Consider the following 7688-nt stretch of genomic DNA (forward strand, 5'->3'; position numbering starts at 1 on the left):
TCCCACCCCCACACGCGCACGGCGCCACCTCGCGAGGCGGCGGTGCGCCGCCCCTCTCCCCCGGGCCCTCGCAGGCGGACATCGACGCGGCCATCGGCGCCGCGCACGCGCGGACCGCGGGCACGGCGTCCCGCGGCCATCCGCCGCGCGACTTCCCGCCCTACCGCAGCAGTGCCCTGCGCCACCCGCACCACGCGCCACTGCCCTTGGGCGACCCGGAGGCCGTCGAGCTGACCGGCCCGGTCTTCGGCGCCACGGACGTCACCGCGCTGGACAGCGACCTGACGCGCCGGCACCACGCGGAGCCGCTGGGAGAGCGGATCACCGTCACCGGGCGGGTCCTCGACCGGCGCGGACACCCCGTGCGCGGGCAGCTGGTGGAGGTCTGGCAGGCCAACGCCTCCGGCCGGTACGCACACCAGCTCGACCAGCACCCGGCGCCGCTCGACCCCCACTTCACCGGGTTCGGCCGCTGCCTGACCGACGGCGAAGGCCGCTACGCCTTCACCACGATCAAGCCCGGCGCCTATCCGTGGCGCAACCACACCAACGCCTGGCGCCCAGCGCACCTCCACTTCTCCCTCTTCGGTGACGCCTTCGCCCAGCGGCTGGTGACGCAGATGTACTTTCCCGGGGACCCGCTCTTCCCGTACGACCCGATCCTGCAGTCCGTCACCGACCAGGCGGCACGCGAGCGCCTCGTCGCCGCCTACGACCACGAACTGTCCGTCCCCGAGTGGTCGCTGGGCTACCGCTGGGACATCGTCCTGGACGGCCCGGCCGCCACCTGGTGCGAGGAGGGCCGCGCCTGATGCTCGAACCGACCCGGGCCGCGGCAGCGCCCGCCGCGCCGCCGCTCGCGCCCACCCCGTCGCAGACCGTGGGCCCCTTCTACGGCTACGCGCTCCCCTTCGCCGGGGGCGGCGACCTCGTTCCCGCCGGGCACCCCGAAGCGCTCATCCTGCACGGACACGTCTTCGACGGCGCCGGACAGCCGGTGCCCGACGCCCTGCTGGAGATCTGGCAGGCGGACCCGGAAGGGTCGACCAGCGGGGCGCCCGGCTCGCTGCGCCACGATCCCGCGACCGGGCAGGTGGTCGGCCGCGACGCCGTGCGCTTCACCGGTTTCGCCCGGGTGCCGACGGACGCCGAGGGACACTGGACGATCCGTACCCTCGCGCCGGGCCGCCACCGGCCTGCCGCCGTACCGTACCTGTCGCTCCTGCTGTTCGCACGGGGCCTGCTGCACCACCTGTACACCCGCGTCCACCTGCCCGAACACGCCGAAGCGCTGGCCGCTGACCCGGCGTTCGCGGCGCTGCCGCCCGAGCGGCTCGGCACGCTGCTCGCCGTCCGCGAAGCCGAGCGGCGCTACCGCTTCGACCTCCGCCTCCAGGGCGAGAAGGAGACGGTCTTCCTTGACTTCCCCCTCGGACCCCGCGATCCCCTCGGCGCCGCCCCTGTCCCAGGGGCCCGGTGACGGACCCGGTGACGGACCCGGCGACGGGGCCGATCTCGGGCTGCTCTCCCCCGTGCGGGCGGGCTCCCCGGCCGAGTCCGCGACGGGCGACCCGGCGTTCCTCCAGGCGCTGCTCGACGCCGAGGCCGCCCTCACCCGCGCCCAGGCGAGGCTCGGGCTCGCTCCCCGGGAGGCGGCGCGTGCCGTCACCGCCGCGGCCGACGCCGCGCGCTTCGACGTGCGGGACCTGGCGCTGCGTGCCGCCGGCGCGGGAGGCAACCCCGTCATCCCGCTGGTCGCCGACCTCACGGCGGCGGTGGGCGAAGCCGCCGGGCCCCACGTGCACCAGGGTGCCACCAGCCAGGACATCATGGACACCGCCGCCATGCTGGTCGCCCACCGCACACTCGGCCACCTGCTCGCCGACCTGGACCGCACCGCCGGCGCGCTGGCCGCGCTCGCCGCCGCCCACCGGGACAGCGTCATGCCGGGCCGAACCCTCACCCAGCACGCCGTACCCACCACGTTCGGCCTCAAGGCGGCAGGATGGCGGGCCCTCGTGCTGGACGCGCGGCGGCGGCTGACCTCCGTACGGGAGGCGCTGCCGGTCCAGCTCGGCGGCGCGGCCGGGACGCTGGCCGCCTTCGCCGCGCACGGGGATGAGGAGGCGGCGCTGCGGCTGCCCGCCCTCCTCGCCGAGGAGACGGGTCTCCTCGAACCGCCGCTGCCCTGGCACACCCTGCGCACGCCCGTCGCCGACCTGGCGGCTGCCCTCGCCCACACCGCCGGCGCCCTGGGCAAACTCGCCGCGGACGTGCTGGCGCTGTCCCGTACCGAGACGGCGGAGGTGGCCGAAGGCGCGGGCGGTGGTTCGTCGGCCATGCCGCACAAGGCCAACCCGGTACGGGCCACCCTCGTCGCCTCCGCCGCACGGCAGCTCCCCGCGCTCGCGGGCGTGCTGTTCGGCGCGCTCGCCGCCGAGGACGAGCGTCCGGCGGGAGCCTGGCACGCCGAATGGCAGACCCTGCGCGAGGCGCTGCGGCTGACCGGGGGCGCGGCCTGGCGCGCCGCCGAGCTCGCGGAAGAGCTGCGCGTGCGGCCCGCCCGGATGCGCGAGAACCTGGCGCTGACCGGGGGCCGCGTCGCCTCCGAGCGTGCGGCGATCGTCCTTTCCCGGTACGTGGGCCGGGCGCGGGCTGGCGCCCTGGTCACCGAGGCCGCCGCCCGGTCGGTATCCGAACAGGACTCTTTCGTCGACGTCTTGCGCGGACACGGGGAGCTGGCCGGCGTCCCTCGGGAGGTGTGGGCCGACCTGGCCGATCCCGCGCGCTCCACGGGCTGCGCCCCGGCACTCGTGGACCGGGCGCTGGCCGACGGCCCGACCGCACCCTCCCGACCAGCACAGCGATCCGAGGAGAACCCGTGACCTTGCCGCACCACCGCCTCGACGGCCCCGAAGACGGCACCCCGCTGATCCTGGGCCCGTCCCTGGGCACCTCCCTCGCCGTCTGGGAGCCGCAGGTCCCCGCTCTGACCCGGCACCACAGGGTGCTGCGGTACGACCTGCCGGGACACGGGGGCGGCGCCGGGCACGGGGCCGCGGTCGCACCGGGCGGGGAGCGCACCACCGTCGCCGGGCTCGCTTCGCGGGTGCTGGCGCTCGCCGACCACCACGGCTGGGAGACCTTCCGCTACGCGGGCATCTCCCTGGGCGGCGGCATCGGCACCCACCTGGCCGTCCACCATCCCGAGCGGATCACGTCGCTGGCGCTGGTGTGCTCGTCGGCCTGGTTCGGGGAGCCCGCGGGATGGCACGAGCGGGCCGCCCTCGTGCGCGACGACGGCACCCGCTCCCTCCTGGAGGCGACACCCGGGCGCTGGTTCGCCGACCCGGAGCGGATGACCGGCACGAAGCTCGGCGCCCGGCTCCTCGCGGACCTCGCCGAGGCCGACCCGGACGGATACGCCGCCTGCTGCGAGGCCCTCGCCGACTTCGACGCGCGGCGGGCGCTGCCGCGCATCACCGCGCCGACGCTGGTCGTCGCCGGCGCGTCGGACCCGGCCACCCCGCCCGCCCACGCCGGTGAACTCGCCGGCGGTATCCGCTCGGCCAGGCTCGTCGAGGTGCCGGGCGCGGCGCATCTGGCCGGTGTGGAGCAGCCCGGTGCCGTCACCGACGCGCTGCTGGCCCACTGGGACGGCGCCGCCCCGCCGCACACCGCCGGGGAGCGGGGCCGCGCATGAGGACCGGTCTGCGCACGCGGGTGGCCGTCGTCGGCGCGGGTCCTGCGGGTCTGCTGCTGGCCCGGCTGCTGCACCTGCACGGCATCGACTGCGTCGTCCTGGAGAGCCGGGGGCGCGCCTACGTGGAGCAGCGGCAGCGTGCCGGGATTCTGGAGCAGGGCACCGTCGACGTGCTGCGCCGGGCGGGCGCCGCCGACCGGCTGGAGCGCGAGGGGCTGCCGCACGACGGCGTCGAACTGCGCTTCGCCGGGCGCCGTCACCGCCTCGACTTCCCCGCGCTCACCGGCGGCCGGCGCGTGTGGGTCTACGCCCAGACGGAGGTCGTCAAGGACCTCATAGCCCTCCAACTCGCCGCCGGGCCGCCTGTCTTGTTCGAGGCACCGGTGCACGCGGTGGAGGGCGCCCAGGGCGAGAGCTGCACCGTCCGCTACACCCACGAGGGCCGGGGCAGGGAGCTGACCTGCGACTGGGTCGTCGGCTGCGACGGTTTCCACGGCGTCGTACGCAGCGCCGTCCCCGCGCACGCACGGCAGGTACACGAACGCGTCTACCCCTACGCGTGGCTGGGCATCCTGGCGGACGCGCCTCCCGTCCACGACGAGCTGATCTACGCGCACTCCGCACGCGGCTTCGCGCTGGCCAGCATGCGCTCGCCGACGGTCAGCCGACTCTACCTCCAGGTGCCGGTCGGTACGGAGCCCGATGCCTGGCCCGACGCACGGATCTGGGACGAGCTGGACACCCGCTTCGGAGCGGACAGCGACTGGCGGCTGACACGCGGCCCGGTCACCCAGAAAGCGGTGCTGCCGATGCGCAGTTCGGTGACCGAGCCGATGCGCTACGGACGGGTGCTGCTCGCCGGGGACGCCGCGCACATCGTCCCGCCGACCGGCGCGAAGGGCCTCAACCTGGCGGTGTCCGACGTGACGGTGCTGGCCCGCGCCTTCGCCCACCTGGAGGAGACCGGCTCGGCCGCCCTGCTCGACGCCTACTCGGACGACTGCCTGCGGCGGGTGTGGCGCGCCGAGCACTTCTCGTACTTCATGACCACCACCTTGCACACGGCACCAAACCAGTCCTCCTTCGACACCCGGCTCCAGCTCTCGCAGCTGGAGCGCGTCGCGGCCTCCCCGCACGCCGCGGCGGAACTGGCCGAGAACTACACGGGGGTGCCGCTGCCCGGCGAGGGGTAGCCCGCGCGACGGCCCGGGGTCGCCGCCCATGAACGGGCGGCCCCTGGGTACCGCGAGGCGGGAGACCACCGCGCGCAAGGACACGAAAGCACAAGGACACGAGATCCGGCGGCACGAAGGAGCCGATCATGAGGTACGACGAGTTCCTGGCCCAGGTCCGCGAACGCGGCGAGTACCGCGACCAGCAGGAGGCCGAGCAGGTCACCTGGGCGGTACTGAGCGTGCTCGCCAACCGCATCAGCCCCGTCAAGGCCGGGGAACTGGCGGCCCAGCTGCCGGGACCGCTCGGGCCCGTCGTCGCCGAGGCGGGTGAGGAGGACCCTGAGACGTTCGGCGTGGCCCGGTTCTGCGAGCGCGTCGCCGCCCAGACGGGCGCCCGCCCCCGCACGGCCGAGTGGGACGCCAGCGCGGTCCTGTCGACCCTCGCCGACGCGGTCTCGGGCGGAGAGCTCAACCAGCTGATCAGCCAGCTGCCGAGCGGCTACGCGGCGCTCTTCGGCAAGGCCGAACTGAGCAGGTGAGGCGAGGCTGGGGCCGGTCCGGCCTGACGGAGACGCGGCGAGGGCGCTGGTGGGCTCGGAGGGACTGACCGGTAGGTAGGGCGCACCGCCGACGTCAGGCGGAGCGGTCCACCTCTTCGAGAGCGTTCAGCCGCCGAGTGGGCGTGGTGTCCTCCGCCGCGTCCCGGAAGGCCTTCAGGCCCTCCCCCAGGACCGCGCGGTCCTGGGGCGGCATCGCCGCCAGGGTCGCCGTGAGGGCCTCCTCACGGCGCAGCCGCAGGTCGCTCAGGTACTTCTTGCCCTGACGGGTCAGATGCAGCTCCAGCTCCCGGCGGCTGACGGGGCTGGGCAGGCGCTCCAGGAAGCCGAGCGCCTGGAGCCGGTCGCACAGCCTGCTGACCGAGGAGGGGGCAGAGCCCAGCAGCTCGCCCAGCGTACGGAGGTTCATGCCCTCGTCACGGTCGAGGCAGTAGAGGACCCGCAGCTGCGAGGCGGAGACAGGCGAGGTGGAGACCGCGTCCCTGCCGTGTTCCCACAGGACCTCCAGCAGTTCGATGACCTCGCCGGCCGTCCCGGCTGCCTCGTGCGAGGTCGAGGTCACGTTCACTCCCCATTTCCGGCGCTCCTGCCCGTCGTCACGGGGCACACTCGTCGCCTGTCCGTCTCCGTGCAAGGGGCGGTGAAGAGCTTATCTCCCTCCGGCGCCCCTGGGACAGGCCCGCACGGCAGGCCCTCACCAGCAGGTCACGGCCCCTGGCCGCGTCGCCGAGCAGCCATCTGTTGTCATTCAGCGAATGTTGCAGTGCGACGATAATGTACTGGTCCGGCCGCAGGGTACGCAGTGCCCCCTGCCAGGCCGTCGCACGATTCGGCAGAACGAGAAGCAGGAGACGTGGACAGATTCGCCGTGGTCGAGCGGGCCTTGCGCGCCGCCGCCCCCCACGCATTGATGGATGTCGTCGAACAGGCACTGCGAGAACAGTACGGAGCGTCCGGAGCCGAGCTGCGCATGGCCGACTTCGGCATGCGCACCCTGCAGATGGTCGAGCCCGTGCCTCTCACCGCCGAGCCGCTGCGCATCCACAACAGCCCGCAGGGGCGGGCGCTGCGCGCCCCTGAGCCCCTCGTCCTGACCGACAGAGCGGCACGCACGGTGACGGTGCACCTGCCCGTCAGCGTACGGGGGGACCGGCTGGGCGTGCTGTCGGTCACCTTCCCCTCGCAGGCCGACGCACACGGCCCCTCGCAGTCCGACCCGCACGGCCTGCTGCCGGAGCTGGAGGACCTGTGCCGGGCCCTCGGTCACGAGATCACGGTCGCCGAACGCGACACGGACCTCTACCAGCGGGCACGCCGGGCCACCCGGCTGACACTGGCCGCGGAGATGCAGTGGCAACTGCTGCCCGGCCGGTCACTGCGGCGCAGGGAGTTCGCCCTGGGCGCCCACCTGGAGCCCGCGTACTCCACGAGCGGGGACAACTTCGACTGGTCCGTCTCGGCCGACCACCTGACCATCGCCGTCGCCAACGGCATGGGCGAGGGCGTGGAGGCGGCTCTGTTGACCAACCTCGCGGTCAGCGCGATGCGCAACGCCCGCCGCGCCGGCCTCGGCCTGGCCGACCAGGCCGCGCTCACCGACCAGGCCGTGTACGCACAGCACCGGGGCGCCGCGCACGTCGCGATGGTCCTGATCCGCTTCGAACTCGCCACAGGGCGGGCCGAGGTCGTCGAGGCCGGGTCTCCGCGCGCCTGGCTGCGCCGGGAAGGCAAGGTGGAGCCCCTCGTCTTCGACGCGCAGTTGCCGCTGGGCATGTTCGAGGAGACCCACTACGTGACCGAACACTTCACGGTGCAGCCGGGCGACCGGCTGCTGCTGGCGACGGACGGCGTCTACGAGGCCCGCTCCCCCGCGGGCGAGGCGTTCGGTGACCACGCGCTGGCGCGCTCCCTGACCGCCAACGGCCTGCTGCCCGCCGCGCAGGTGCCCCGCGCGGTCTTCCAGGAGCTCGCGGCCCACCGCGGCGAGGGGCCGTTCGAGGACGACGCCCTCGCGGTGTGCGTCGACTGGTACGGGCGCGACGAGACGGCGAGCGGCTGACGCCCCTCCCCTGACCGGCATCGGGGTCCGCGCGGGCGGCCTCCGCTCGGGGCTCGCGCGAGCCGGGCGGCCGTTCCCCGTCCGGCTCCGGGCCCGGGCGTGCGTCCGGGCCCGACCGCGCGCCTGTCCGGGCCCGAGCGCGGGCCCGTCCGGGCACCGGCGCTTGCCGGGAAGGGGGGCGGGCAGGGAATGTG

At 74.8% G+C, this 7688-nt stretch carries 8 protein-coding genes; 7 read left to right on the top strand and 1 reads right to left on the bottom strand.

Annotated features, from left to right (window positions below):
• Positions 1-92: 92 nt before the first annotated feature.
• The 6 genes from pcaH (at position 93) to AB8Z75_RS28310 (ending at position 5417) form a co-directional block, all read left to right on the top strand.
• Positions 93-812, top strand: coding sequence for a protocatechuate 3,4-dioxygenase subunit beta (gene pcaH, locus AB8Z75_RS28285; RefSeq protein WP_369206873.1), 720 nt, complete (start codon positions 93-95; stop codon positions 810-812).
• Positions 812-1480: a protocatechuate 3,4-dioxygenase subunit alpha gene (gene pcaG, locus AB8Z75_RS28290; protein WP_369206863.1), complete on the top strand. Its 669-nt coding sequence runs from the start codon at positions 812-814 to the stop codon at positions 1478-1480. The genes pcaH and pcaG overlap by 1 nt, the downstream gene beginning before the upstream one ends.
• On the top strand, positions 1461-2885 hold the full coding sequence (gene pcaB, locus AB8Z75_RS28295) for a 3-carboxy-cis,cis-muconate cycloisomerase (RefSeq protein ID WP_369206874.1): 1425 nt from the start codon (positions 1461-1463) through the stop codon (positions 2883-2885). Before pcaG ends, pcaB begins: the two co-directional genes overlap by 20 nt.
• Complete coding sequence (locus AB8Z75_RS28300) at positions 2882-3703, top strand: alpha/beta fold hydrolase (protein WP_369206864.1); 822 nt, start codon at positions 2882-2884, stop codon at positions 3701-3703. The genes pcaB and AB8Z75_RS28300 overlap by 4 nt, the downstream gene beginning before the upstream one ends.
• Positions 3700-4896, top strand: coding sequence for a 4-hydroxybenzoate 3-monooxygenase (locus AB8Z75_RS28305; RefSeq protein WP_369206866.1), 1197 nt, complete (start codon positions 3700-3702; stop codon positions 4894-4896). Before AB8Z75_RS28300 ends, AB8Z75_RS28305 begins: the two co-directional genes overlap by 4 nt.
• Positions 4897-5024: 128 nt before the next feature.
• Positions 5025-5417, top strand: a complete 393-nt coding sequence (locus AB8Z75_RS28310; protein ID WP_369206868.1) for a DUF2267 domain-containing protein — start codon at positions 5025-5027, stop codon at positions 5415-5417.
• A gap of 94 nt (positions 5418-5511) precedes the next feature.
• On the opposite strand, the gene AB8Z75_RS28315 is transcribed toward AB8Z75_RS28310, so the two are convergent.
• A complete protein-coding gene (locus tag AB8Z75_RS28315; RefSeq protein ID WP_369206870.1) occupies positions 5512-5997 on the bottom strand; it encodes a MarR family winged helix-turn-helix transcriptional regulator in 486 nt (161 codons plus the stop codon).
• Between the two features lie 291 nt (positions 5998-6288).
• Between AB8Z75_RS28315 and AB8Z75_RS28320 the strand changes: the two genes are divergently transcribed.
• The gene (locus tag AB8Z75_RS28320) at positions 6289-7494 is read left to right on the top strand and encodes a PP2C family protein-serine/threonine phosphatase (protein WP_369206872.1); all 1206 of its coding nucleotides are present in this window, start codon (positions 6289-6291) and stop codon (positions 7492-7494) included.
• Positions 7495-7688: the final 194 nt, after the last annotated feature.

Origin of the sequence: Streptomyces sp. PU-14G, from assembly GCF_041028275.1 — a bacterium.
In the GTDB taxonomy this organism is placed as follows: domain Bacteria; phylum Actinomycetota; class Actinomycetes; order Streptomycetales; family Streptomycetaceae; genus Streptomyces.